This window comes from Paenibacillus sp. FSL R10-2782 (assembly GCF_038592985.1).
Lineage (GTDB): Bacteria > Bacillota > Bacilli > Paenibacillales > Paenibacillaceae > Paenibacillus > Paenibacillus terrae_C.
Genome location: NZ_CP151951.1, coordinates 4,193,387 through 4,218,285, shown reverse-complemented (window position 1 = coordinate 4,218,285; position 24,899 = coordinate 4,193,387). Strand labels below are relative to the sequence as shown.

Sequence of the window (24,899 nt, the reverse complement as noted above, 5' to 3'; positions counted from 1 at the left end):
TATGAGCAGATCCGCAATCAAGCAAATTTTTCGGTATAAAACGAACAAAGAGGCTCCATCGGCGAGGATCGTCGGTTGGAGCTTCTTTGTGTTCATTATTCATCAAGCTTACTGCCTTTGGAAGAATGACGGTTCCCATCGTTTAATTCCTTAATGACCTCAATCAGCTCATGGAGCGAGAGATCTAGCTTATCCAGTTTTTCTTCCATGGTGTGCAGGATGTGTCGCAACAAAATAAAGCAAAGACCTGCCGGAAAGCCTACGTTGGTTATGATAGAAAGAGCATCATCCATCTGCAATGGTTTCCCTCCTTTTTAGCCGTATATAAAGGAAGGTAAATCAAAAGAATCGTATACAACCGACTCAAAAAATAGTATAATAAATAAGAACAAATGTTCTGATTTGGTTGTAAAATGTGTTCTCAAATTACCCTATAATATGAGGATTTAGAAAAGCCAAATCCAAAGAGAAAGGGTGGTTTAAGATGAATCAGTCTCAGCTAACATTGGTTGAGCAATATCGTAAGAAGCTATATCGCATTGCATGGAGAATCCAGTATCGTGCCCGGGTACAAACCAATCATGAATTTGTCATGGAAAAAAACGAAGCCGTCGCTACTCCATCTTTTACAGACTCTGCAAACTCTAAAATGTATACCCTACAGCTCATTAACTCTCTACCATCTGAGATCGGAAAAGCCATCATCTTTGACCTTTACATACTAGACAAAACCGAAGCACAGATTGCAAGAGAGCTGAAGCTATCCCAACAGGCGGTGAATAAATGGAAAAAGAAAATGCTGAATCAATTATCTCAGATGCTGAGTTCATCAAACTGCTCAAATTAGCACGAGGCGGAGATCAGGAAGCTATGAGCAGTATACTTCATCTGTTCGAGGAGGATATTCAGAAAACCAGTCGGTATATCCGAATGTCCCGGGAAGATGCCGTCCAAAGTATTGTGACTGATTTTATAGAAGACTTGAAGCGTGACGATATTTGAAGTGATTAAACCGGACGCCATTATTATGATACAGAAAAGAAAAGGTGTAGGCTTTTGAGGGCCTACACCTTTTTGTTTTTTGATATAAATGATTACGTAGGGAGTTTAATCAACATACTTATTCCCGTCAGCGTCAATATAAATGGACTGAACAGCTGTACGGCGGTATGGATAGCCTGCCTTTGTAGTTCCCTCGATTTCATAGGTTACGGAATACATGCCGGGCTTGTCCGCTTTGGACAGCTCGATTTGTCCTGTGGGGTTGACCGTTTTTTGTTGTACCGTCAGACCTTTGGACGCGGGAGTCATTCCTTGCTGTGGATCACCGTAATATTGAACCTGATACGTGACTTGTGTAACGCTTTTAGGGGAATCCTGTGGTTGCAGATTCAGCTTCGGACCTACGGCATTCAGATTATATTTCAGCTCAGGAACTTGAGCGGCCTGATAACGGGCAATCAGGAGATATGCTCCTGTATCAGGAATCGTGGCATTCAGTTTATAGATACCCGGTTTTGGATTTTGAATGACGGCGTTATGATGCCAGGCACCAGCAAAAATTTCGTCATCATAACCTGCTTTCAGATTAACGATCTCGCTTGTACCGTCAGGCTTGGTCAGTTCCAGTTTACTTACACGTTTATCGCTGATCCAGTCCAGATCAATGGATTTGACACCATTTTCAACGGTGAGGATTTCGGAGGCTTTTCCGTTATAGTCTCCGCCGCGGATAAAGTATGAATTGTCGATCTCGCCATAAGTGGATTGTAGAGCAGAAGCAGTCAGGGAAGATGCTGCTGAAAGTGCTTCAGTTTCCTGATTCAATGCTGGAGTGTTTGCTTGGAGGTAGGGTTGGATCAGGGAGAAGACGTAAGAGCCGGTACGCACTTTGGCATGATCCCAGGGTCCGACTTTGACTATACGTCCACCGGGAAGCTTTGCATTATCGACTGTGACCACTCCATCATTTTTGCCAAAGGATGAAAGATAAAGTCCGCCCAGTATGTAGGAAGCGCTTCCGCCAGACCAGTTATCACCAGCAAACGTGAAGAAAGGAATGGTAGTCGCGTTGCTGAGTGCATCAGTCTTGGATCGGAAATACTTCATGTAAGATGTCTGTAGAGTGGAGGTACCTGGATTTTGTGAGCCGACAATATCTGCCAGCCATCCAGCCCAGCTACTGTATGCAAGATCTGCAAGCTGTGAGCCATGATGGGGACTGCTGAGGGTGATAACACGTTGTACATAAGGAGCGGCTCCGTTATATACGAGAGCGGTTTGGGTATCCACTCCACCTTTGCTGTGGGCGATGATAATGAGCTTTTTGCCAAAGTGATTACTAATGACCTTAATTTTGTCGGCTAGAAGCTTACCATTGTCCCACATATCCTGTGATGTGCCATTTGCATCGTAAAGATTAATGGTGGCCGTCTGATATCCGGCATCACGTGCGAGCTGAAGCATATCATTGTCATTTTTAGTCCAGACCTCAGCGCTACTGTTCAAACCATGTACAAACAATAACGCAGGTTTAGCCGGATCAACGCGATTAGGTGGCGGGCCTTCTACCCAACTTCCAGCAGGTGCTTTCGGGGCTTCGGGTGTAGTGGAGCCTGCAAAGGCGCCGACGGGGACAAGAGTGACGGACAACAAAAAAATGAGCATCAAAACGGTGATCTTTTTCAAGCTTGAAATCCTCCTTTTGTAAAATAAAGTATTTTTCAATCTTATTATACATGCCATCTTGTGGTAAATCATCAATTGTATTTCATATTTACATTAAAAATTTATTTTTTAGTCATTTTTTAGTCAGCATAGCCCTGAGAATCGTAGCGCATCCTAATCTCGTCACACATTTTATATGTATGGAGGATGAGTTCATGCCAGGGACTAAGAAGGTAATCAGTTTAACGATTTCTGCTGCTTTGCTCGCCAGTATGGCTGCTTTGACAGGGTGTGGGACTGCGAATCATAATGTCCGCACGAACACTACCCGCTATAATGCGCAAAGTACACATCATATGGATGGTGTGAACCGTTTCGGAGTTAAGTCCAACGGTATGGACGGAATGCGCTTAAACCAAAATGCCAATGGAACCGGACACCAAATTGGTAACCTGCAAGTCGATCGTAATTTGTCCAAACGTATATCCGAGTTGCCGGATGTAAAATCTGCGACAGTGCTGGTCGGTAATCGTAATGCTTATGTAGCGGTTTCCTTGAAGGATCAAGCCAACGGAACCGGTGTAGGTACTTCAAGCGTTAAAGGTACTAAGCATCCCATGAATACACATGGCATGACTACGTATGGGGTGGATGGTACAAGAGGCAACTATACCACCGATGGCATAACGCCGGGAATTACGGACAATGGAATGAGCCGACCCGTAACACCTCCGCGTCGTGGTGACGGATTGTACGGCACGATGGGTACTGGTTCTTATGGTATGATTCGTGGCTTGGCGGACGGTACCCGCACGGATATCGGACGCACGGATGGCACCACAGTGGAAGGTGCAAGAACTGCGTATGAGCCTAGTACGTTGACCGAAGCCGTCAAAAGTCGCATCGCCAACAAGGTAAAGCAATTTGCACCTTCGATTGAACAGGTATATGTATCGGCTAACCCGGATTTTGTAAAGCATACCACTGACTTTACACGCAGTGTGCAAAACGGTCATCCGATCAAAGGAATGAGTACCCAATTGGCAGATATCATTCAACGCGTATTCCCGACTCCTGCTGCTGGTGCAACTCATCCAACAAATGGATCAACAACCGCACCAACTCGTCCACAAAATTATACCCCTGCACCTATGAATCATCGCTAATTCACCACATATGTGTGTAATGCCAAAGAAAGAGCTATCCATCTCGGCGAATCGCTGAGGGATAGCTCTTTGGTTTAGGGGGAACCATAAGAAGAAACTATCTTCGTATTCCTTTAATCCATACGCCTTGCAGCTTTAAGTCCGCATCCAGTAACAGAACATCTGCTTGTTTGCCTGCTTCAAGCGAGCCTGTTCGATCCGCTATATTCAGGGACTTAGCTGGATTCAGGCTAGCGGCTTGTGACGCCTCGGGAATGGTCAGACCCACATGACGAACCAGATACCGGAAGCCTTCAATCATTGTCAGCGTGCTTCCTGCCAGAGTCACGCCATCCTCTAGCCGTGCCACGCCGCCTTCCACGATTACTGGTAAATCGCCGAGTGTGTATTGTCCGTCCTCCAGCCCGGTGGCAGACATGGCATCGGTGATCAGAATGAGGTTGTGCTCCCGTTTCAGCTTGGCGAGCAGGGAGACAGCAGCGGGATGTACGTGAATACCATCCGCAATAACTTCCGCTTCAATGCGCGGATCGGCAAGCACGGCTCCGGCGGCTCCCGGCTTGCGGTGATGCAGCGGAGTCATGGCATTAAATGAATGAACCGCATGGTTCAGGCCTGCCGCCACTGCGCGTTCCACCTCTTCATACGTGGCATCCGTATGACCGAGAGCTGCAGTAATGTTATGGCTTCGCAGCCAGGTAATCAGCTCTAGCGCGCCTTCCCGCTCCGGGGCAAGCGTCAGTTGGCGGACAAGGCCGGGATAGCGCTGCTCCCATTCCTGCGCCCAATCCAGATTCGGCGGTTGAATGTGCTCCGGGTTTTGCGCTCCAGGCCAGTTCGGGCTAATGAACGGACCTTCCAGATGTACGCCCTCCAGTTGTGCATAGGGCATAGGCTGCGCCATATAGGCGTGAACCTCACTTAGCACCTGGTCGATTCGCTCTTTTGGTGCGGTCATGGTGGTAGCCAGCATGGCGGTCGTTCCTTGGGTGCCGTGAAAAGAAGTAATCGTATCCAGTACCTGCGGGTCAGCGTCCATAAAGTCCTCGCCGTTACCGCCGTGAACATGAATATCAATAAAGCCCGGCAGCAGGTAGCCGCCTTCCAATCGCACGATGTTGGGCTCCACCGCTACACCAATATTCTGATTTTTCACTATTGCTGCAATTAGATCAGCAGGCAAATCATCCTCTGCACCGGCATATACGATGGATTGCCCCTCAATAGCGACAACCCCTTTTTCAATCATGTGATCTCCAATGACGACCTGTCCATACAGTAGTTGGGTTAAATAGCTATTCGTTTCATCCGAGTTCAAATTAACCAACCTCCCGCTTCCTGATCCAGTAAAATTAGCACGTTGGGATGACATTGCAGCAGGGAAGCCGGGCATTCTGTGGTTACAGGTCCAGTGAAAGCCTGCTTGACAATGTCTGCCTTATCCGCGCCAAAAGCTACCAGTATAATTTGCTTCGCCTTTAGAATTGTCCCTACACCCATTGTGACTGCTTGCTTGGGTACATCAGCTATATTGCCAAAAAAACGGGCATTTGCTGCACGCGTCCCCTCTTCCAAATCTACCACATGTGTGGCTCCCTTCAGGCCTTGCCCGGGTTCATTAAAGCCGATATGACCGTTGTGGCCAATGCCGAGCAATTGGACATCCACGGGTCCGTGATCCAGAATTGCTTGTTCGTGGGCCGCACATTCTGCTGCCAGATCGGCCGCATTACCGTCAGGTACGCGTGTATGGGCAAGAGGAATGTCGATATGCTGAAACAAGTGCTCATTCATAAAGCTGCGGTAGCTCTGCGGATGTTCTGGGGGCAGGCCAACGTATTCATCAAGATTCACGGAGTAGGCTCGTGCAAAGCTCACCTGTCCCTTACGGTACATTTCTACAAGCTGACGGTATATGCCGATAGGTGTACTTCCGGTAGCGAGCCCAAGCATGGCCTGAGGCTTGTTCAGCAGTAAACTGGCGATCACAGCGGCAGCGGTAGCATTCAGGTCTTCACGGCTGTTCAAAATACGTATGTTCATCTTCAGTGGCCCCCTGGTTGTTTTTTGAGCTTGCTTACTTGTTGATATGAACCTTCCAATCTCGGAATATATTTGTCAAAATTCGCGCTGACCATACCTGTAAACAGGATATCTATGATATGAAGCTGGGCAATGCGTGACGCCATATCTCCACGCCGCATCCCTTCTTCCAGCGAGGAGGAAAATAGCGCAATATCCGCAATACCTGCCAGCGTGTTATTTCCGAAGGAGGTCAGGGATAATGTTCTGGCCCCCTGTTCCTGTGCACAGCGCAGAGCCGCGATGGTTTCCTGTGTTTCCCCCGAATAGGAGACGGCAAAGGCGACATCTCCTGGCCCAAGCGAGGAGGCAGAGGTAATCTGCATGTGCGAGTCCGCGAAGGCGGTACTATTTTTTCCAATTCGAATGAGCTTTTGATAAAAATCCTGCGCCACAATCGAGGAGGTCGCCATGCCGTACAGATCAATGCGGCTTGTGGCGGACAGCCATGCAATCGCCTGCTCCAGCTTGCTGAAATCCAGCAGTCGGGTCGTATCTGCAATGGATGCGGTATGATTCGCCTCTATAGCTTCCACGATACGAGAGAGCGAATTTCCGGCGACGATGTCCTGATAGGAGGCTTCACCGTCACTGTTCGAACGGGGCAGCTCGGCGGCCAGCTTCATTTTGAAATCGGGATAGCCTTTAAAATGCAGTGATTTGCAAAACCGCGTAACGGTCGCCGGACTCACCCCACAAAGCTCCGACAGCTCCCGAATGCCCAGATGCAGCACATCTCCCGGAGCTTGCAGAATGGATTCCGCCAGCTTGCGCTCTTGGACTGGAAGCTGCTCCAATCTGTGAGTTAATGTATGAAGAATAGGGGACATGAGCAGCGCTCCTTTGGCTATAGAATATTTCGTTCGTATGAAAATAATTATCGTAAAAATTAATCTTATGAAGAAAAATATTTTCATATGATTTATGTATATTGTAAATTAATTCTGTCTCACATGCAAGAAGATACAAGCAAGCTAAGGCTTTATCCAAGAAATCCGGTGGTGGTGGCGATAGGAGCCACGATCCGACTGCGCACTGGCGCCAGAGGTAACCTTTAAGTTTAAAAGAATGACTAGATAAGGTAGCAAAAATTGTCGAAATAACCATACATTAATTTACATATTGTGCGTTATATTTACAAAACAACCTATTGACTTGTCTCTTAAATGGAGGAGTATAATTGAATAAAGTTCCAGTGTAGGAATTTTTCGAGGAGCTTTGCAGATGGCATTGTCGGGCGGCACGAATAGAATCACTCACAAGGAGGAGTTTGCTATGCAAAGCCAAGTGATTGAAATGATCAGCGCGGTCAAGGAAGATCCTGAGCTGATCGGTAAGCTGGATGGACATTCGGACATTATTCATGATGCTGGACTGGATTCGTTGCAGTTGGTTCATTTCATGCTGCAAGTGGAGGATGCGTTTGACGTGGAAATTGATTTTGATTCCTTTGAGCTGGAGCATTTGAGCTCGGTAGATGCGTTTTGCAGCTACATTCAGGGAATCAGCGATGCGGAAAAATCGCCGCACCCGGAGGGAATGGAGACGGTCTGACGTACAGCTTGGTACATGTGCCTGAAAATCCATTAAACGAGGTGTTAGCATGCAGCCCAAAAGCAATGTGCTGATTGATGAGAAAGCGTTCAAGCTCATCAAGCGCAACCTGAAAAACGCTTCTGTATCTTACCGTAACGCAACACAGGACCCTGCCTTCAAAACGGACATGCCCCAGACGATCGGCATTAAGCTGACCAACCGCTGCAACCTGAGATGTACGCACTGCTTTGAATGGAACGAGGAAGGCTATCATCATCAAATGGATAAAGAAGAGCAAAACATGGATCTTGCCCCGGATATGCTTCGGCAAATTTTGAGCGAGACGAAGGAGGCCAAGTCCCGGCTGTATATGTGGGGCGGAGAGCCGATGTTTCATCGGCGTTTTGACGAAATTTTGGACGTGCTGGCGGAAGATCGGCGAGAAATGACCTTTTGTACCAATGGACTGCTGATTGATAAATATTTGGACCGGATTTTGGATTTATCTGAAAATCTGGAGCTGTTAATAGCGATTGAAGGCTTTGAAAGAGAACATGATCTGATTCGCGGTAAAGGCACCTTTCAAAAAACGATGCGGCAGATGGATAAGCTGATTGAACTGCGTGACCAGGGATTGTACAAGGGACGGGTGACCGTCCATGCCGTCATTAACGATAACATGATCGGACGGATGTACGAGTTTCTGCAAATGCTGGAGGACAAGAGGCTGGATCTGGTGCTGCTGACGTTCCCCTGGTATATTTCCAAAGAAACCTCCCTAAAAATGGATGACTATTTTACACAAAACTTTTCTTGGCTCCGACAACTGGAGGAAAAAAATATTAGTAGCTGGCATGCTTTCAAATATAAAATCAACCCGGATAACATCGATCCTTTGATGCAGGAGCTACAACGGATCAATGAGCGGGTGTGGAACATTCGTGTGCGCTATCAGCCTGGTCTGGACTATGAGGAAATCGACAAATTTATACATGGAGAGGAAATGGTCAGTCGCTGCTCCAATCATTGCCTGGCGCTCACCTCCAGAACGGATATTTTGCCGGACGGCAAGGTGATGCCTTGCAAATTTTTTAGCGAATTCACGATTGGAAGCTTGCGAGAGCACAGTCTGAAGGAAATCTGGAATTCGGATGCGTATGAGAAAACACGCCAAACGATTAATCACGAAGGATTAACGCCGGTGTGCTCCAAATGCAGCGTATTGTATCTGCACGGAGCTGGCTCCCTGAAATATATTTAGTTTCGATCGCAGTTGTTTCTTACTGGATGGAAGAGAGGGATGACAGGACGTGACGACTAAAACCATTAACCTCGTGGAAGCGCTTGCCCATGAACGCGATCATGGAGTCCTGATTTGGCTGTTTAATATTGGCGCAGAGCAGGTATGGCATCCGTCCCCCCGTAAGGGGGGGATGGTAGATCGTGATGAACAGCAGGTGGTAAATCGAATGGAGGAAATGAATCTTCTGTTGTGCCGAAGTCAGGATGTGATCGTGCTGCGAGAACAGCCGGATCAGGCTTTTCTGGACATGCTTCAGCGGTTGGGCTTTAGCCTGCCGCGTATTGAGGTGCCGGAGCCGACTGATCCGTTAACGCCGATTTCGGAGCTGGTGCTGGCGGACGAGGCACTTTTGGCACGGCTGCGTGTGGTTGCGGAAGCAGGCCACAGCAGTAGCGGAGCCAAAGCGTGGCTCGTTCCGTATGCGGTTACCCCGCAGGAGGAAGCGATTGCGGAGCGCTGTGGACTGGAGCTGATTGGTGCACCGTCCTCGGTCAGTGCCCAGGTGAATGATAAAATATTCAGCCGCCTGACTGCGCAAAAGCTCGGTTTTGCCGTCAGTGAGGGAGCCGTATGCGCAGACGAAGCGGCGATCCGCAGGGAATGCGGCAGACTGGCCGACTTGTCGGACGGGCCTGTGAAGCTGATCATCAAGCAGCCGCATGGCGCATCGGGGCAAGGCATGTATATGCTGGACGAGCTGTCCAAGTTGGATACGCTGTTAAGTGTGATGAAACGCTTTGGCGGCTCATCTCCTTCTTCGGGAGGCTGGCTGGTGGAGCGCTGGCATAACAAGCAGATGGATCTGAACTACCAGCTCTGTATTGACGAGGGCGGTGGGGTGACGATGTTTTCGCTGAAAAGGCAAAATGTGGACGGCACGGTGTACACCGGGTCCCGCGTTCCGGCTGAGCTTGGCGCTGCGCTGGAAGAAGAAGTGAGGCGCTGCGCTTACCAGTTGGGAACGTATCTGTATTCCATCGGTTATACAGGCATGGCTTCCATTGACGGTTTTGTCGATGAAGGAGGCTTGCTGGTTCCGGTGATCGAGATTAACGGCAGGTTTACCCTGTCTACCTATATTTCGTTCCTGTCGTCGGTCTTGGGAGAGCAGCATAAAACGCTGTCCCGCTACTACCGCAACGTTACCGCCACACCGCTGACCTACAGTCGCTTATGCGGCTTGCTGGCAGAGGAAGGCTTACTCTACACGCCCGAGCGCCCCGAAGGGGTGTTTGTTTATACGGCAGGTACGTTGTCCGGTACGCCGGTGAAGCGGGGGTATGTGAATCGGATTTTCACGCTGATTATGGCAGATAGCTGGCAGGAAGCCGAAGCCTATGCGCACAGGCTGGAAGGTATCATTGCGGGATTGGGAAGCTCATAAACCGGGAGGAATTTAGGATGAAGACAGATGTGTACCACGTAGTACCTTTGCTGGAAAAGGTATTGAAGCTGGCTCCAGGTGAACTGGAACAATTGACGCCGGAGCAGGATTTGCGAACCTTGGGGCTGAATTCCCTATCCGCTGTTGAATTGATTGTAGAGCTGGAAAATGAGCTTGATATTACGATGGAGGACGACGATCTGGTGCTGGAGCATCTTTCTACACTTCAAGGCATTGAACGTCTGCTGAGCAAATATGCATAAGGGGGCGGCAGAGATCAGACCTGTGCAGGCATCGGGCATGGAGAACGTTCATGAGTCCGTTGTCGACTACGCTGCTGAAGAATCGATAGATGCTGCTCCAGGGAAGCATTGTGTATATTCTTCCCTGCGCACCTCGCTACGGCGATATGGCGTGAACATGGCCGAATCCGAGCTGTTCATGCTGTGCGGCAGCATGTGCGCGGAGTATAGCGGCGATTTGAAGCGCTTCGGTCCCGAGAAATATCCGGAGCAGCTTCAGGAAATGGCAGCCAGCGGCGGTCCGGTAATTCGGGTCGAGCCGTGGATTGCTGGCGTAAGCAATGAAACCGATCTGCTGCTGGCGCTGACTACAGGCTACGGTACGATGCTACACACATCGAGTACCGCTTTAACCTACCACGACGTGTATGTGAAAAATTACCCAAGGGGCCATGTCATTGAGCTGTCTGGACTGGACTTGCAGCGGCGAACAGCACAGGTAAATGACAGCTTCCTGCTGGATTCCTCGGGCCATGCCATGACTTACGTCGGTTCCGCCCGGCTCGACGATCTGATGCAGGGCATTATTGAATATGCCTGGCTGGTGGAACAGCCCGCGCCCCTTTCGCCAGGCGAATTGCATGCGGCGTGTGCATACCATATTCGTCAATATGTTACTGGACATGAAGCGATCTGGAGAGGTGTGCCCTCGTCCGATGACCCGGGAAATAACCCCGGAGATGTCGCAGTTGGCAAACAGGTCAAGCGGGGAGATGAGGGCTATCGTGCCTTTGTCGAGGATTTCCGCCTGCTGACAGACATGGAGGATACGGACTTCCGTACGTACTGCCATGAAATCTATTACAATCTGCGTTTGGGCAGCGCCCTTCATCTGACCGATTACACAGCGGATTATTGCATGCTGCATGAAGAGACATTGGGACCGCGAGCGCAGCATGTGGTGGAATTAGCGCAGTCATTGCATGCGGAATGGCATAAGCTCAACCTGCATATTTACAAAACAGGTCTTCAACTGCGTAAGCAACGGATGCCTGACATTACCGAACGCGCCCTCAGCTTGATTGACAAACAGCGGCACATGCTGGAGGAATTGATGATTTTAGCTGAGCAAGCAACCGAGTAATTAGGCATAACGTATCAGGTAAATCATATCAGGAAACGGCTCACCAAGGTGTCACGGACAGATGAAAGAGGAGGAGAATTGAATGCCGTCCATTACATTGAATCACTTGTCGAAAACGTTTACGTACTATAAAAAGGAGCCGGGCGTGCGCAAATCATTACAAAACCTGTTCAGGCGGGAAAAGCTGACCAAGGAGGCCGTACGGGATGTCAGCTTCACCATTGAGGAAGGCGAAATTGTCGGATTTCTCGGTCCAAACGGGGCTGGCAAAACAACGACGCTCAAAATGCTGTCCGGCATTCTCCATCCCAGTGACGGGGAGGCATCTGTACTTGGCTTTACCCCGTGGAAGCGGCAAAAGGAGTTTAAACGGCAGTTTTCCATCGTGATGGGACAGAAAAACCAGCTCTGGTGGGATTTGCCTGCCAGCGAGTCGTTCGAACTGAACAAGCTTATTTACGAGATAGATGAAAGTCATTACAAGGAGGCGCTGGACGAGCTGGTTACCCTGCTTGGGGTGGAGGAGCAGCTTCATGTTCAGGTTCGGCGCTTATCTCTCGGCGAGCGTATGAAAATGGAGCTGATTGCCGCGCTGCTGCATCGCCCACGGGTCATCTTGCTGGACGAGCCGACCATTGGACTGGATCTGGTTTCCCAGCGGCGCATTCGCGAGTTTTTCAAAGCCTATAACCGCACACACCGGACGACCATCCTGCTGACAAGCCATTACATGAAGGATATTGAGGACTTGTGCAGCAGATCCATCATTATCAGCGGGGGAAGACTGGTGTATGACGGGGATTTGAAAAAGGTGAATGAGGTGATCGGTGCCCGCAAGCTGCTCAAGGTTCGACTGGAGAGCCCTGTGCCTAACCTGACGTTGGCGGGACTTGGCAAGCTGCGCTCCAACTCGGAGCTGGAGGCGGTATTTGAGCTGGATGCAGAAGATACTCTGACCTGGTCCAAAAAGATATTGGATGCGCTGTCTGTCATTGATTTTACGATTGAGGACGTCCCGTTGGAAGAGGGGATAGCCAATTTGTACGATGGAGGCAGGCTAGCTGATGCGAAATAACAAATATATGAAGGTGCTCCAGCTTGGTATGCAAAACGAAATGGAATACCGGGCCAATTACTGGCTCCAGATGGCGGGGTTCATGCTGCCGATCATGACCCAAATTTTTCTCTGGCTTGCGGTATTCGGTTCTTCGGGACAAGCAAGGGTGCTGGGCTACTCTTTGCCGGAAATGCTGGTGTATGTAGTCATGGCAGGGGTAACCGGGAAGCTGATCGCTACGGGTTTTGAATACGAAATTGCTACAGACATCAAGGAAGGCGGACTGGCCAAATTCATGGTGCAGCCTGTACATTATTTTGCTTACCGTTTTTGTCGGTTTATTGGAGGCAAGGCGGTACAGTCCGCAGTAGTGCTGCTGGCGGCTGCAATTCTACTGCTGTGCCTTAGCCTGGAAGGACGAATCAGCTTCGGGCTGTCGTATATCCTGCTTTACATATTGGCGTTGCCAGGGGCGCTGGTGCTCAATTTTGTGGTCTATTACGCGCTGAGCGGCATAGCCTTTTGGGTGACGGAATCGGGGGGACTATTTTACACGCTGTCGCTCGTCATTTATGTAGCTAGTGGCACCGTGTTTCCGCTGACGATTTTTGGAGACGTTTTGGCCCGCATGTTCAGTTTGCTCCCGTTTAGCTACACCGTATTTTTTCCGGTGAACGCATTAACGGGCAAGCTGACCATGCTGGAAGCCGCTGAAGGCATTGGCGTGCAATGGCTCTGGATTGTAGTGCTGGCGGCCGTATCGCGCCGGGTGTGGCAAGCCGGGGTCAAACGCTTTGTCTCGGTAGGAGGTTAACATGAAAAATGTTTTCCGAAACGCTGGGCGTTATATCCGACTGTACTGGAAGTTCGTCCAGTTTTCCGTCATGTCGCAGATGGAATACCGCATTAATTTCATTACTGCTTTTCTGGTTGAAACTGCTTATTTGCTCATCAAGCTGCTGTACGCCTCGGTTCCATACCGGGCCGGGACGGATATTAACGGCTGGTCTCCTGACGCGGTGCTGCTATATATCGGCGTATTTACGATGATGAGCGGGTTTTACAGCGGCTTGTTCTACAGCAATTTTACAAGTCTGCCTGACAAAATCCGTACCGGTTCATTGGATGTGCTCATGACCAAGCCGGTGTCCCTGCAATTTATGGTGACGCTGCGGCAATTTGAGCTGGGCTACACCATTCCAAACGTAGTCGGCGGCGGAATCATGACGGGCATTGGCTGGTATAAGCTCGGTCTGCCGTTTAATTTTGAAACGGTCGGGGGCTTTACTGTGTTGCTCGGTTGCGGAGTGTTGACGGCCTATTCTGTGTTTTTGCTGCCCCAACTGCTAGCCTTCTGGATCATCCGCACGAACGGGGTGACGGAGCTGTCCAACAGCATTTTCGAGACGAACTATGTGCCGATGGCGGTATATAGTAACCTGATCCAGCGTATCGGCTTGTTTGTGCTTCCAGTGTTTGTGATTTGTAATTTTCCACCCATGTTTATTCTGGGCAAAATGGAACCCGGTTTGATCATATGGGCATTCCTCGCCCCGATCTGGCTACTGGCGGTGATCCGCTTTATATGGCAGTTTGCCTTGCGTGATTATACAAGTGCAAGCCAGTAGCGGTACTGCCATATATGAGTTGAAAATATACATGGAAAGCGGATTATTGGGATGGTGCTGTACAAGCGAAGTAGGAAAGGAAGCGAATCATATGAACGCGATACCGAACCAGCGTCATTTGTATATGGGAACGTTCGAGGCGGAGGCTTACTGGCGTGATGCCCAGCTAGCCTCCTTGCCCGCCATTCCTGACCGGGCTTCTTCTGCGATTGTGGCGGCAATGGATGAGCTGCTGTTCAGCTTTTGCCAGCCGGGAGATGCGTTGTTGACCCGCTATGCGATTTCGCCTGTACATCGTCAGTATATCGCGCAGTTGGGCTTTCGCCCGGCTGTGAATGAACGGGATTTGACTGACGGAACGGAGCAGGCGGGGAATGTGTCGGCGGCTTCTGTTTTTGAACTGCTGGGCAGTCGCAAGGCCGATACCAGTACGGGTTTTCCGCAACTGGAGGGATGTGTGCTTAGCCCGTTTGCGGGTTTGCCTCATGTGGAGGAGGCCGCACGCGCCTGGGGTATTACGCTGCATCAGCCGCCGCTGGAAACGATCCGCAAGGTGAATGCCAAAACCTATTCTTCCGATTTAAAACGCAGTCTCGGTCTGCGTCATCCCGGCTATATTGTGACTTCGTTTGCGGATGTAGCCGAGGCGGGACGCAAGCTGCTGCGGGATGGAAGCTTTTTAATCAAGGATGATTTTGGCGTATCGGGCAAAGGAAACCTGCACATTACCTCAACACAGATGCTGGACCGGATTGTATCGTATTTACGTGGACAGGAACGAAAAGGCAAACGCGTACTGTTCCTTCTGGAGCCTTTTCTGGAGAAGGAGCAGGATTTTTCATGCCAATTTACGATTGGTGATAACGGAAGTGTCGATATCCTGTCTGTGCAGTGGCTGGCTAACACCCAATTCGCCTACCGGGAATCGTTGTCGCCGGATGAGGCTTTTATGGAGCGGCTGGAGCGTGAGGGCTATTTTCGCTTAATGCAGGATGTAGGGAAGCAGTTGTATCAGGACGGTTATTACGGCGACGTCTGCATTGACTCGATGACACTTCGGGGTGGGAAGCTGGAGCCTATTATCGAAATTAACGCCCGTAAATCCATGAGTCTGATCAAGCACCAATTGGACACCTTTTTAGCTGGGAAAAATATGCGTGGCACGCTGACGAATTATTCGTTGTCCCATGACGGCAGTTTGTCCTATGAAGAATTGCTGGAAGGGCTGGAATGTGAGGGACTGCTGTTCACAGGCGAGAGTGAAGAAGGCGTGATGCCGCTGGGTGCCAATACGCTGTATGTGAACACGGGCGGACGAGATGGCGAAAACAGGAATGCAGGTCCTAAGAGCACCCCAAGCAGAAATACAACGGAGCGCGGGGGCAGGTTGTCTGCCAAGCAGGCTCGTGTTAGCGGGATTAGCAGTGGTGACGGTCCTTCCGTGTCTGGTGGGCCTGAAGGCGTAGCACGTGGAAAAGGTCGTCTTTATTTGGAACTGGTTGCCGCGGGTGATAAGGAAAAAATGCGTCTGACTACGAAGCTGGAGCATTTTTTGGCGGAGCATCATTTTACAGTGCTGAATTAAACGGGAGGCGTATGAGCATGAGTATGCACAAGAGTATGAAGGTAACGATTTTGTGTTCCGGTTTTGGATTGGGCTTTTATACTCCCGGCTTGCTTATGCAAGCGGGTCTTCGCAGGTTGGGTGTGGAGACGGCGATTCATGTATTTGAAAATGTGCTGCCTGAGTCGGCCCGTCTCAAGGTGGACAAAAGCCGCAAAGCGTACCATGATAATTTCGCTGTGGCCTTAATGTCACAGAAGGTTCCCCAGGATATGCGCAATTCGCTTGATCTCGCTGCCATGGAAGTGCTGCTGACCCGATGGATAGAGGAAGATCGGCGGCATTTTATATGCTTGTCCGGCCATTGGATGTATGTGCTGGAGGAGTATCGCAAGCGCAGGGAGCCGGGATCAGTACATGTGGACATTGTGTATATGGATTCCACGCCTTCTCCTTCATGGAAAAATCTAGCCAAGCACAACCCGCATTTTGCCGATGGGTGTGGAGAAATGACATTTTTTGAAAGTGACCAAAATAAAGTCAGCCACTATATTGATGTCCCGGCTGTAGAGCATGTTCCCTTTGAGGCCCGGAAATCCCGCTTATTTGTGCATGGCGGCGGTTGGGGTATGGGCACGTACCGTGAAAAGGTCGGACGGCTGGAAGAGGCGGGCTGGGAGCTGGATTTGCTGCTGTATGATCAGGATCAGCCAGATGAGCAGCGGGACGGTATACGCTATTTCCGAATGGACCCGCAGTGGAGAACATGGCAGCGGAATGAAGCCGGGGAGCATACCTTTCCGCCTTTTGGTGAGGTGAAGGCAGGCGAGGAGACGTTGTATGAGGCCAGGCCAGATTACCATAGCATGCTAGACCAGGCATGTCATGTCCAGGCCATTGTCAGCAAGCCCGGCGGGGGTAGTCTGGCAGATTCGTTCGCCACAGCCACTCCACTCATTATGCTGGAGCCGTTCGGTGTGCATGAAATGCATAATGCGGATCTGTGGGAACGGCTGGGACTGGGGATACGGTACGATACGTGGATGCAAATCTATGGTGGCGGCGCTGAGATTCTGGAGGACATGCACCGGAAGATCGTGGAGTTGCGTAGTCAGACACCACGCTACGTGGAGTCATATGTAAGGAACGCCCAAGTGCAAGTAAGCTCAACGGGATTGGAGAAAGGGTCATGAACACCGCTGCCGCCGCACAAGAGCCTGCGGTACGGGATATTCGCTTTGGCCTCATTGGCTGTTCAGCCATTGCCCCTCGTGCGCTGCTGGAGCCGATCCGTTACGTTACCGGGGCCCGTGTAACCGCGCTTGCGAACCGAACCGTTGCCAAGGCAGGAGATTTGGCGGACCGTTTCGGCGTTAGTGTCGTTTATCGGCATGCCGAGGATATGCTGAGCGACCCGGAGATTGACGCCGTGTATATTGCGCTGAGTAACGATCTGCATGCGGAGTGGATCGGTAAAGCATTACAGGCTCACAAGCATGTGCTTGTGGAGAAGCCGTTATGTCTGAATACGGCGGAGCTGGCTCCCCTGGAAGCGGCAGTCGGGCAGAGCAGCGTTCACCTGCTGGAAGGAGTCATGGTGCAGCATCATCCTTGGCAGCGCGAGCTGCGCAATATCGTGGATTCCGGTCGCTATGGTTGTTTGCGCTCCATAACAACCAGCCTGTGCATTCCCGCAAAGGATGGGCATGCGGAGAATTATAGATCCCGACCGGAGCAGGGCGGGGGATGCTTTTGGGATTTGGGCGTGTATTGGCTCCAGTTTCTTCAGGCAGTCGCTGGACTGGAGCAGGCGGAGTTCCGCAGTCAATCGGATTTCGACGGTCCTAACGGCTGTGACTGGACATTTCGTGCACAGGCCCGCTATCCGGGGGGATTGGAGGCATCCGCCCTCTTTTCATTTGAGCGGCCATACCGCTGCGCTCATGTATTAACCTTTGATTCGGCGGTAGTTACTTTGCAGGACTGCTTTCGGGCGAATCTGGGCTTTTATAAAATAACGCTCAAGACGGAAATAACGAAGGATACCATGGCAGTCTCCAAAATGAAAACCGTTTTCGAGCCCATGAACTATTACGTCAATCAGTTGGAGGCGTTTTGCAATATCATCCGGGGAGTCGCGGAGCCTGTTCCGTTCCACGAGGCCGCCGAGCGCGTCAGATTGCTGGCAGCTATTCATCAGGCCGCCCGTTCAGGCCAGACGATCTATGCGGAATAGGAAAAAGAAGAAGGGAGGAGATTCAGCAGATGGATAAAAAGGACGAAGCCTTGCTGGAACGCTTCGGCGAACATCCGACGCCATTTTATTATTACGATGGCGACGCGCTGTATGCTCATGTCAGCTCGCTACTATCCCGGCTGCACCCGGCTGTGCGTGTGCATTACGCACTCAAGGCCAATGGCAACGTAGCCTTGGCGGGATTGCTTCGCTCGTTAGGCTGTGGCGTCGAAATCGCTTCGGCCGGAGAAATGTTCGTTGCGATGGAGGCCGGGTATGCCCCAGAAGATGTGTTGTACGCCGGGCCGGGAAAAACGGTAGCCGAACTGAGTGAGGCGGTAGCCTGTGGAATCGGCTGCATTCATGTCGAGTCGGTGCGGGAACTGCACCTGCTGGAGGATATTGCTGCCCGAGCAGGCTTGTTTGTCCGCGCTGCGGTTCGTGTGAATCCCGATAACGATTTGTCGGGATCGACGATCAAAATGGGCGGCGTTCCTCGTCCCTTTGGTGTGGACGAGGGGCAATTGGATCACTTTTTTACGGTGCTGGAAGATTGTCCACATGTATTTTTCCAGGGCATTCAGGTGTATACAGGTACGCAAATGCTGAAAGCGGATCAGATTTTAGCTTCATTTGCGAATACTCTTCAATTGGCAGAACGGATACAGGATCAGTATGGTGTGGCGATGCATACGGTAAATTTGGGCGGCGGGTTTGGTGTTCCTTATTTTACTCATGAGCAGCCGTTGGATATGGGGCAAGTGATTGACGGACTGAACGCAATGGCCGAGCAAACTCGATCCCGTCTGCCAGGTGTTATGCTGATCATCGAAAGCGGCAGATATCTGGTTGCTCAGGCGGGTATGTACGTCTGTCGGGCGTTGTACACCAAGGAATCCAAGGGCGAGAAGTTCGTCGTGGCTGATGGCGGTATGAATCATTATGCCTCGGCTGCTTTTCGAGGACGTCGGATTAGGGACAACTATCCATTGCGAATTATGCGTAGACAAGAGGGACAGGAAGTGGTGATTCAGATGGGACAGGGGAAGGACATGCCTGTTCAAGAGGCTGCTGCTGTCGAGCTAACATTAGGGAAGGCCGCAGACCGGATCGGGGAGCCTCAGCCAGAAGCAACCGTGGATCTGGAAACCGTGAGCATCGTCGGACCGCTTTGTACACCCGAGGATTGTCTTGTGAAAAAAGCGCTGCTTCCTTCGATTCAGGAGGGCGATTATATTGTCATTCCGAATGCAGGAGCTTATGGACTAAGCTATAGTCCGGTGCATTTTCTGGGACATGCTACGCCGGCGGAGCTGCTGGATTTTCGCGGTGAGGTACACATAATTCGTGAGCATGGTGACCGTACGGACTTGCTGCATCATCAGCGTATGATTCCGTTGTTGGAGGACATTTTCTAATCGTAAAAACAGCACTCCGTTTTCAGGACTAAAAAACGCCAAAACCGTCGGCCGATAGAGATCGGCCTGTGTTTTGACGTTTTTTTGCATTCAGGATTTTGCAAAATCCTCAATTATATGTGTGAGGCTTGGACCTTAACGCTGCTTGGAGCTGCGCATTTCCTGACGCACAAGCTGCCACACCATGAAGATCAGCACAGCGGCCTGTGGGATGAACGTTTCCCAAGTCGGATACATGCCCAGCCAACTAATGGATGGCAGCGAGGAGGCCGTGTGCCCCGGAAGCTTGCCAGCCACCTGAAGCGAATGAATACTTTCGCCGAGAAAGCGAAATACGAGATAGTAAATCAGTATGGTGGCTGTCAGGAAAAAGGCGCGAATCGGCAATCGTACGCTAAACTTGATGATCGCAAATGCCAGCACAACCAATATGACAGTTGCCGAGCCAATACCAATCAGCAATTGAGAGGTTTCGATGGCCGGGGCCATACCGATATAAAAGATAGCCGTCTCGGCGCCTTCACGCAAAATCGCAAGCGCAGAAACTGCGAACAGCGACCACAGGCTACCACGTGCCAGCGCGCTGTCTACGCTGTTCTCGACAAAGCGGTTCCATGCGGCAGCATTGGATTTGGAATGTAGCCAGCTACCGACAGTCAGCATAAGCACGACCGCGACCAGTCCGGTCACACCCTCTAGCAGTTCACGCATGCTGCCCGATGCGGCAGCCGCGACCAGTGTAGTGAACAGCACTGCCAGGATTCCGCTCAGTACCAGCCCTGTTCCGGCACCGGCCCATATCCAGCGACCAGCCACAGCTTCGCCGCTTTTTTTGGCATACGCCAGCAGAGCCGCGAGCACGAGAATGGCTTCCAGCCCCTCACGCAGCAAAATCAGTGCCGCATCCCAAGCGGTGTAGGAACGCTCTTCCGTCAACGGACGGAGCCTTTCCAGCATCTGATCCAGCGTCTGGATGGCTTTGGCCGTGTTCGGTGGAGAAGACAGCAGATAACCGGAAGTCTCGGCCATTTCATTTTCAATCGCGGTATAGGACGCCGGATCGGAAATTTGCACATGACCTTCCACCGAAGGCCACAGGGCGATGTACCGCCCTACCTTGTCAGCCGCTTGCTCAGGCTGATTGGCTACCGCATCCTGCCGTGCGGATTCGAGGAGCTTGACCGCATCACTTAGCGAGGCTAATGAGCCATTAGCCGCGTTGTTTGCACCAGCTTCTTGACCCGTGTTCACCAACTTGCCTTGACTGTAATCCGACAACAAGGCCGTTAGCTCCTGCATTTCCTTGAGAGCCTGCTCTTGTCGTATGGGCTCGGCTTGCATGGAGATGCGAATCAGGCTAATTTTAGTTTCCAGCGCACTATATACCGGAAAATGGTCCGAACGAATCGGTGTCTCCACCTGATACCATGCTTTTACGATCCGGTCGTAATCAGCGCGGGCCGCAGTCCAATCGCCTTTTTGCATGGCAGCCAGACTGCCCTTCGCCATGGGGAGCAGCTTTTCCGCTGCTTTGGCTCCAGCCGGGGCGGGCTTGTCGCCTTCCGCAGCAGTCACAAATTCGTTGGCCGAACGAGCCAGCACGGACAGTGCAGCTTTTGCTGGTTCTCCGCCGCCGCTGGCAAGTGCCTGCTCTGCCTCCGCGAGAGCCTTGTCTACCGCTGCGATATGGGCTGCATCACCACCGTTTGTTTTGGCAGCTTCCCACAGCGTACGGAATTCTTTGACGTCCCTGGAGGCTTCCGTCCATTGGGCTTGTCCCGCCTCCACCAGTGCGCCACCCACCACAGGCATGAGCTGATCATTGGAAGCAGCTTTGGCATCTGTTTGTGCGAAAGCGACCGACCCGGAGCCGGATATGAACGGAGTTGCTGTCAGCAGCAGAGCCACCAGCAGAAATACCCATCCCAAGCTTTTATTGCGCCGATTCATATAAATCCCCTTCCTTGCCTGCTGCTAAAATAACGTATCCCCGATGTAGCCGCCTTGCGATACACCCGGAAAGCAGGCGAACACCGCACTGCCTTTGTGTACAATGTATTCGTTCAGCTTGTCATTGCGTGCAAGCTTCTCCTGAATATGGACGAACTGCTTGAACAGATCACGCTGGTAGCTGATGAACAGCAGCCCGGCATCCAGCTGTCCTGTTTGCTTATCCAATCCGCTTGAATAAGAATAAGACCGTCGCAAAATATTAATGCTCCCGTCCCCATGAGCCAATGCCACATGAGAGGTGGGGGGCGTAATCGGCTTGCCTTCCGGACTTGTGGCCGCCAGATCAAGCTTGTCGAACTCCTTGGCCTTGCCCAGCGGGGCCCCGCTGCTGCGATGGCGTCCAAAGGTATCCTCCTGGTCGCCCAGTGTCGAGCGATCCCATACCTCAATCCGCATGCGTACACGGCGCACAGCCATATAGCTGCCGCCGCCCATCCACGCGGGGCCATCACTCGCCTGTGTCCATACCAGACGGTTCATCTCGTCAGCCTTGGAGGTATCCGGGTTCCCCGTACCGTCCTTGAAGCCGAGTAAATTGCGCGGCGTGCTTCCCGCCGGATCGGCCTGTGCTGTCCGCTGGAAGCCTTCCTGTGTCCAGCGAAGCACCGCCGTTCCTCTGGCGATACGCGCCAAATTACGCAGGGCATGGAAAGCTACCTGCAAATCATTGGCGCATACCTGTACCCCAATATCGCCGCCACACCATTGGTCGTCCAGCGCATCCCCTTGAAAACGGGGCAGCTCACGAAGTCCCGCAGGTTTAAGCCCTGCCAGGCCGTAGCGCCCATCAAAAAAGGACGGACCCACACCAAAGGTAATCGTCGTCCGTGACGGCGATAATCCCGCCGCTTCGCCCGTATCGGATGGAGGCAGGTTGAGGTTTTCGTTATCGTTGCCGATCAGCGCGCCGGAAGTCATCGTAGCGGTGGCTTCTGTCCAGGCTTTAAACAGGCTGCGCACCCGTTCCTTGTCACTCGTCGTTAGATCAAAGGCGGCGAAGCAGATGAAATCCTGTGCCGGAGTCACAATACCAGCCTGATGTTTCCCGTAAAAAGGAACCACATCCTTGGTATCTGCGTCCGTCATCATGCTTTCAAGCCGTTGGCTGGCTGTCAGCACAGCTCCCACACCACCGCCGCCGAGCAGAAGACCCAGTCCCCCGACCCCGGCCAGCTTCAATAGATCCCGGCGTGATACAGATTTACTCTTTGCTGAACGCACATCATTTTCTAGCAGAACATCCTCTGACTTAGCATCCTTTTGGACCAGATCAACCTGTTCTTCACGGGTATCTGTACGCTGCTGCTGTTCCTGTCTCGTTCCCTTTTGCCACTTGAAGCCTTTCATATCGTTACACTCCTAACAATTTTCCCATTTGGGACAACGGCTCTGCCAGGGCATCGAGGTTTTGGCTCAGCTTTTTAATTTCTTCCGGTTTCAGCTTCGTATAAGATACATAGCCTTCGCCTTTCTTGAAAGGAGCCAATTCCTGCTGCAATGCCTCAAAGCGCTCGCCAATTTGCTTTTCCAGCGCCGCATCTTTTTGATTCAGATCTGTTTTCAAAATCTCATATATTTTTTGTGCGCCCTCTACATTGGCTGCAAAGTCGTACAAATCCGTGTGGGAATACCGTTCCTCTTCACCCGTCACCTTGGAGGTGGATACTTCGTTCAGCAGCTCGACTGCACCCGTTACCATCAGGCTGGCGTCAATGTTGACCGTCTCCACCTTGGCACGCAGCAGCTTTGCATCACTCAACAGGCGGTCGGAAAACTCGTCCAACCCTTTGGTGGTGTTTTCTTCCCACAACGTTTTTTCAAGCCGGTGAAAGCCGCGCCAGTCCGCTGCATCCACATCACCGTCACGCGCATCAATATTAGGGTCGAGGTCGCCCAGTGCTTCCGCAATTGGTTCAATCCGTTCATAGTACATACGTGCAGGAGCATACAGCGCCTTGGCTTTGTCCAGTTCGCCAGCTTTGACCGCATTGGTGAATTCTTCTGTCTTTTTCACAAACGTATCGCATTGCTGGGTAGCATAGGCACGGTAAGCTGCTACCGCTTGATCAAAATTGGGGGCAGAGGCCGCAGGAGTCGTTGTCTGTGTAGTTGCTCCCGCATCCTTGGTCGTTGCAGCGGGCTGCTGATTAGCAGTTCCAGTTTGTCCGCAGCCTGCGAACAGAATAGAAGAAACCAGCACTCCGGCTGGTACAGCGTAACGTAATTTCATAATCAATGAACACCCTTTCTGGCCAAGCAGGCCATGAACAATAATCTGTAGCGAGATATCTATATCGAATTATTATTTGATAATGATTATCAGTCGCGGTTTTTCTTATCATAAGGCTGCCCCATATGCCTGTCAATACATAAAATTAGACGCAGAGTTTAACGATTCAGCAAAGGCAGAAAATAAGTGCCCAGGCCCATTTTTATACGCATATTGAACCATACCTGAGTACATGACATAAAATGTGTTGACTGTATCCCTTAACCTTGTTACACCACACAAAACCCGAGCAAGGAGGGGTGAAATTGACGAAGGGTAACGACCACAAAAACAAGTTTTTGTTAACTCACCGTGAGCGTGAAGTATTTGAACTGCTTGTGCAGGACAAAACAACACGTGACATCGCCGGACAACTATTTATTAGTGAGAAGACGGTGCGTAACCATATTTCCAATGTAATGCAGAAACTGAACGTAAAAGGTCGTTCACAGGCGGTCGTGGAATTAATCAGGCTTGGAGAATTAAAAATCTGACCTCTTGTTCCTTGCGGGGTGCAAAGTCTTCTCGATAATCTTTCAACAGTGAAGGATGGTCGGGAAGGCTTTTGTTTTTGTGGGATGACCTTGCCAAGTGACCCAACGTAAAAACAAGCGATTGTCACAGAAAAGGACATTCGCTTGTTTTGATCATTTGTAGTTTAAAAATTATAATCCAGAAGCTGTTCCTGACAGTTAGCTATTCTTGATAACTCCGATTTGGGATGCCCAAGTCGGTTTGTTTTTTCACTGCACATCCAGCAGGAACAATGAATTTTCCCTTTGGAGAATGCACCGTCGAATTTGGCGACCCATCCCAGGTGTGCTGAAAGTCGCTTCTTACGCTGAATAACTCGCTTTCTGTGGTGTCTAAAATAGGCTTGATTACGTTTTTTTCGGTTAGGCTTCATTACCATCACGCTCCCTTGGGCAAAGGCTCAGCCCGCAGGAGAAACCAAGGGTATAATCAATACTTCTACGGGCTGAGCGTGATGGTCATCTGATTTAATTGATTAGGCATGAGTCACCTGCTTGGAGTTATTTTAAAGGTGAAAGTGGAACCCAGAAAAAAATTATTCAACGACTTGTTTGTACATCGGTTCGATTGGTATGAAAGACATACAACTCACGTGTAGGGTACAGCTTTTTATACTCTTAGGCCATTATATCACAGTGATAGCTGCAATGAGGCTT

The 24,899-nt window shown here is 50.8% G+C and carries 24 protein-coding genes; 16 read left to right on the top strand and 8 right to left on the bottom strand.

Translation table 11 applies throughout. The annotated features are described in order from the left end of the window. Window positions 1-95 precede the first annotated feature (95 nt). Window positions 96-299 (bottom strand): hypothetical protein, encoded by a 204-nt coding sequence (locus NST83_RS19080; protein WP_137060058.1) that lies wholly within the window; start codon window positions 297-299, stop codon window positions 96-98. Window positions 300-484: 185 nt separating this feature from the next. Between NST83_RS19080 and NST83_RS19075 the strand changes: the two genes are divergently transcribed. Further along, complete coding sequence (locus tag NST83_RS19075) at window positions 485-847, top strand: sigma-70 family RNA polymerase sigma factor (protein WP_137060057.1); 363 nt, start codon at window positions 485-487, stop codon at window positions 845-847. A 23-nt stretch (window positions 848-870) separates the two neighbouring features. Beyond that, window positions 871-1,002 (top strand): hypothetical protein, encoded by a 132-nt coding sequence (locus NST83_RS19070; RefSeq protein ID WP_252361499.1) that lies wholly within the window; start codon window positions 871-873, stop codon window positions 1,000-1,002. Between the two features lie 105 nt (window positions 1,003-1,107). On the opposite strand, the gene NST83_RS19065 is transcribed toward NST83_RS19070, so the two are convergent. Then, entirely contained in the window at window positions 1,108-2,688 is a 1,581-nt protein-coding gene (locus NST83_RS19065; protein ID WP_342415288.1) for an alpha/beta fold hydrolase, read from the bottom strand. 194 nt (window positions 2,689-2,882) lie between these two features. On the opposite strand from NST83_RS19065, the gene NST83_RS19060 reads away from it, so the two are divergent. Continuing rightward, window positions 2,883-3,833 (top strand): YhcN/YlaJ family sporulation lipoprotein, encoded by a 951-nt coding sequence (locus NST83_RS19060; protein WP_137060054.1) that lies wholly within the window; start codon window positions 2,883-2,885, stop codon window positions 3,831-3,833. A gap of 97 nt (window positions 3,834-3,930) precedes the next feature. Here NST83_RS19060 and nagA read toward each other — a convergent pair whose 3' ends face one another. From nagA to NST83_RS19045, 3 genes are read right to left on the bottom strand one after another with little or no spacing between them, the layout of a single operon-like run. Further along, window positions 3,931-5,151 (bottom strand): N-acetylglucosamine-6-phosphate deacetylase, encoded by a 1,221-nt coding sequence (gene nagA, locus NST83_RS19055; protein ID WP_342415287.1) that lies wholly within the window; start codon window positions 5,149-5,151, stop codon window positions 3,931-3,933. Beyond that, on the bottom strand, window positions 5,148-5,876 hold the full coding sequence (nagB, locus tag NST83_RS19050; RefSeq protein ID WP_342415286.1) for a glucosamine-6-phosphate deaminase: 729 nt from the start codon (window positions 5,874-5,876) through the stop codon (window positions 5,148-5,150). The genes nagA and nagB overlap by 4 nt, the downstream gene beginning before the upstream one ends. A 2-nt stretch (window positions 5,877-5,878) precedes the next feature. Then, the gene (locus NST83_RS19045; protein ID WP_342415285.1) at window positions 5,879-6,745 is read right to left on the bottom strand and encodes a MurR/RpiR family transcriptional regulator; all 867 of its coding nucleotides are present in this window, start codon (window positions 6,743-6,745) and stop codon (window positions 5,879-5,881) included. A 445-nt stretch (window positions 6,746-7,190) separates the two neighbouring features. On the opposite strand from NST83_RS19045, the gene NST83_RS19040 reads away from it, so the two are divergent. From NST83_RS19040 to NST83_RS18985, 12 genes are all read left to right on the top strand, one after another. Then, window positions 7,191-7,469, top strand: coding sequence for a phosphopantetheine-binding protein (locus NST83_RS19040; protein WP_342415284.1), 279 nt, complete (start codon window positions 7,191-7,193; stop codon window positions 7,467-7,469). 49 nt (window positions 7,470-7,518) lie between these two features. After that, a complete protein-coding gene (locus NST83_RS19035; protein WP_014277735.1) occupies window positions 7,519-8,712 on the top strand; it encodes a radical SAM protein in 1,194 nt (397 codons plus the stop codon). A 49-nt stretch (window positions 8,713-8,761) separates the two neighbouring features. Beyond that, the gene (locus NST83_RS19030) at window positions 8,762-10,138 is read left to right on the top strand and encodes a peptide ligase PGM1-related protein (RefSeq protein ID WP_342415283.1); all 1,377 of its coding nucleotides are present in this window, start codon (window positions 8,762-8,764) and stop codon (window positions 10,136-10,138) included. Between the two features lie 17 nt (window positions 10,139-10,155). Continuing rightward, window positions 10,156-10,401: an acyl carrier protein gene (locus NST83_RS19025; RefSeq protein WP_342415282.1), complete on the top strand. Its 246-nt coding sequence runs from the start codon at window positions 10,156-10,158 to the stop codon at window positions 10,399-10,401. Window positions 10,402-10,438: 37 nt separating this feature from the next. After that, the gene (locus NST83_RS19020; RefSeq protein ID WP_342415281.1) at window positions 10,439-11,524 is read left to right on the top strand and encodes a hypothetical protein; all 1,086 of its coding nucleotides are present in this window, start codon (window positions 10,439-10,441) and stop codon (window positions 11,522-11,524) included. 82 nt (window positions 11,525-11,606) lie between these two features. Beyond that, complete coding sequence (locus NST83_RS19015; RefSeq protein WP_342415280.1) at window positions 11,607-12,599, top strand: ABC transporter ATP-binding protein; 993 nt, start codon at window positions 11,607-11,609, stop codon at window positions 12,597-12,599. Further along, complete coding sequence (locus NST83_RS19010) at window positions 12,589-13,395, top strand: ABC-2 family transporter protein (protein ID WP_342415279.1); 807 nt, start codon at window positions 12,589-12,591, stop codon at window positions 13,393-13,395. The genes NST83_RS19015 and NST83_RS19010 overlap by 11 nt, the downstream gene beginning before the upstream one ends. 1 nt (window position 13,396) lies before the next feature. Further along, window positions 13,397-14,209: an ABC-2 family transporter protein gene (locus NST83_RS19005; protein WP_342415278.1), complete on the top strand. Its 813-nt coding sequence runs from the start codon at window positions 13,397-13,399 to the stop codon at window positions 14,207-14,209. A gap of 91 nt (window positions 14,210-14,300) precedes the next feature. Further along, a complete protein-coding gene (locus NST83_RS19000) occupies window positions 14,301-15,794 on the top strand; it encodes a hypothetical protein (RefSeq protein WP_342415277.1) in 1,494 nt (497 codons plus the stop codon). 17 nt (window positions 15,795-15,811) lie between these two features. Next, window positions 15,812-16,966: a UDP-glucuronosyltransferase gene (locus tag NST83_RS18995; RefSeq protein ID WP_342415276.1), complete on the top strand. Its 1,155-nt coding sequence runs from the start codon at window positions 15,812-15,814 to the stop codon at window positions 16,964-16,966. After that, on the top strand, window positions 16,963-18,009 hold the full coding sequence (locus NST83_RS18990; protein ID WP_342415275.1) for a Gfo/Idh/MocA family oxidoreductase: 1,047 nt from the start codon (window positions 16,963-16,965) through the stop codon (window positions 18,007-18,009). Before NST83_RS18995 ends, NST83_RS18990 begins: the two co-directional genes overlap by 4 nt. A gap of 29 nt (window positions 18,010-18,038) precedes the next feature. Then, entirely contained in the window at window positions 18,039-19,427 is a 1,389-nt protein-coding gene (locus NST83_RS18985; protein WP_342415274.1) for a type III PLP-dependent enzyme, read from the top strand. 135 nt (window positions 19,428-19,562) lie between these two features. On the opposite strand, the gene NST83_RS18980 is transcribed toward NST83_RS18985, so the two are convergent. Genes NST83_RS18980 through efeO form a run of 3 tightly spaced genes read right to left on the bottom strand, consistent with a single transcriptional unit; the run spans window position 19,563 to window position 23,670 of the window. Next, window positions 19,563-21,377 carry an FTR1 family protein gene (locus tag NST83_RS18980; protein ID WP_342415273.1) on the bottom strand — a complete coding sequence of 605 codons (1,815 nt, stop codon included), beginning with the start codon at window positions 21,375-21,377 and terminating at the stop codon, window positions 19,563-19,565. A gap of 24 nt (window positions 21,378-21,401) precedes the next feature. Continuing rightward, entirely contained in the window at window positions 21,402-22,787 is a 1,386-nt protein-coding gene (efeB, locus tag NST83_RS18975; RefSeq protein WP_342415272.1) for an iron uptake transporter deferrochelatase/peroxidase subunit, read from the bottom strand. 4 nt (window positions 22,788-22,791) lie between these two features. Beyond that, window positions 22,792-23,670: an iron uptake system protein EfeO gene (gene efeO, locus NST83_RS18970; RefSeq protein WP_342415271.1), complete on the bottom strand. Its 879-nt coding sequence runs from the start codon at window positions 23,668-23,670 to the stop codon at window positions 22,792-22,794. Window positions 23,671-23,969: 299 nt separating this feature from the next. Here efeO and NST83_RS18965 point away from each other — a divergent pair, with 299 nt between their 5' ends. Further along, entirely contained in the window at window positions 23,970-24,203 is a 234-nt protein-coding gene (locus NST83_RS18965) for a LuxR C-terminal-related transcriptional regulator (protein ID WP_028541512.1), read from the top strand. Window positions 24,204-24,899 lie beyond the last annotated feature (696 nt).

Excerpts from the sequence above, each read along its gene's own strand:
- NST83_RS19075 (WP_137060057.1), top strand. The coding sequence starts at position 485 with ATGAATCAGTCTCAGCTAACATTGGTTGAGCAATATCGTAAGAAGCTA.
- NST83_RS19060 (WP_137060054.1), top strand. The coding sequence starts at position 2,883 with ATGCCAGGGACTAAGAAGGTAATCAGTTTAACGATTTCTGCTGCTTTG.
- NST83_RS19010 (WP_342415279.1), top strand. The coding sequence starts at position 12,589 with ATGCGAAATAACAAATATATGAAGGTGCTCCAGCTTGGTATGCAAAAC.
- nagB (WP_342415286.1), bottom strand. The coding sequence starts at position 5,876 with ATGAACATACGTATTTTGAACAGCCGTGAAGACCTGAATGCTACCGCT.
- NST83_RS19025 (WP_342415282.1), top strand. The coding sequence starts at position 10,156 with ATGAAGACAGATGTGTACCACGTAGTACCTTTGCTGGAAAAGGTATTG.
- NST83_RS19070 (WP_252361499.1), top strand. The coding sequence starts at position 871 with ATGAGCAGTATACTTCATCTGTTCGAGGAGGATATTCAGAAAACCAGT.
- efeO (WP_342415271.1), bottom strand. The coding sequence starts at position 23,670 with ATGAAATTACGTTACGCTGTACCAGCCGGAGTGCTGGTTTCTTCTATT.
- NST83_RS19045 (WP_342415285.1), bottom strand. The coding sequence starts at position 6,745 with ATGTCCCCTATTCTTCATACATTAACTCACAGATTGGAGCAGCTTCCA.
- NST83_RS19015 (WP_342415280.1), top strand. The coding sequence starts at position 11,607 with ATGCCGTCCATTACATTGAATCACTTGTCGAAAACGTTTACGTACTAT.
- NST83_RS19005 (WP_342415278.1), top strand. The coding sequence starts at position 13,397 with ATGAAAAATGTTTTCCGAAACGCTGGGCGTTATATCCGACTGTACTGG.
- NST83_RS18980 (WP_342415273.1), bottom strand. The coding sequence starts at position 21,377 with ATGAATCGGCGCAATAAAAGCTTGGGATGGGTATTTCTGCTGGTGGCT.
- NST83_RS18985 (WP_342415274.1), top strand. The coding sequence starts at position 18,039 with ATGGATAAAAAGGACGAAGCCTTGCTGGAACGCTTCGGCGAACATCCG.
- efeB (WP_342415272.1), bottom strand. The coding sequence starts at position 22,787 with ATGAAAGGCTTCAAGTGGCAAAAGGGAACGAGACAGGAACAGCAGCAG.
- NST83_RS19000 (WP_342415277.1), top strand. The coding sequence starts at position 14,301 with ATGAACGCGATACCGAACCAGCGTCATTTGTATATGGGAACGTTCGAG.
- NST83_RS18995 (WP_342415276.1), top strand. The coding sequence starts at position 15,812 with ATGAGTATGCACAAGAGTATGAAGGTAACGATTTTGTGTTCCGGTTTT.
- NST83_RS19040 (WP_342415284.1), top strand. The coding sequence starts at position 7,191 with ATGCAAAGCCAAGTGATTGAAATGATCAGCGCGGTCAAGGAAGATCCT.
- NST83_RS18990 (WP_342415275.1), top strand. The coding sequence starts at position 16,963 with ATGAACACCGCTGCCGCCGCACAAGAGCCTGCGGTACGGGATATTCGC.
- NST83_RS19035 (WP_014277735.1), top strand. The coding sequence starts at position 7,519 with ATGCAGCCCAAAAGCAATGTGCTGATTGATGAGAAAGCGTTCAAGCTC.
- NST83_RS19020 (WP_342415281.1), top strand. The coding sequence starts at position 10,439 with ATGGAGAACGTTCATGAGTCCGTTGTCGACTACGCTGCTGAAGAATCG.